The 269-nt window shown below is 31.2% G+C and carries 1 protein-coding gene; it reads right to left on the bottom strand.

Annotated elements, in window-relative coordinates; translation table 11 throughout:
• A partial coding sequence (locus SB752_RS32540) for a hypothetical protein (RefSeq protein WP_410719517.1) occupies positions 1-269 on the bottom strand: 269 nt, incomplete at both ends.

The following is a 269-nucleotide window of genomic DNA, read 5'->3' as shown; positions in this document are numbered from 1 at the left end:
GAATAAGGAAATTCCCAACAAGCGTAAATGTTACCAAAGGCATCCCAAACTTCACTATCTTTATTTTCTACCATACAAACGGAGTAAGACCTTTTAGGAAGAATAGCCCCTACATCAATATTATTTTCATAACATTTAAATAACCAATCTATTTCTTTTTGTGCAAAAAAATCTTTAGATAAGCTGTCTTTACCAGCATCATTTCCTCCAACATCACCAATAGTAGCAAAACACATAGAAACTTTTCCTTGTAAATTATTACTTATTAC

This window comes from Brevibacillus sp. SIMBA_040 (assembly GCF_046535075.1).
Classification (GTDB): Bacteria; Bacillota; Bacilli; order Brevibacillales; family Brevibacillaceae; genus Brevibacillus.
This window is presented reverse-complemented; position numbering and strand designations above follow the sequence as displayed.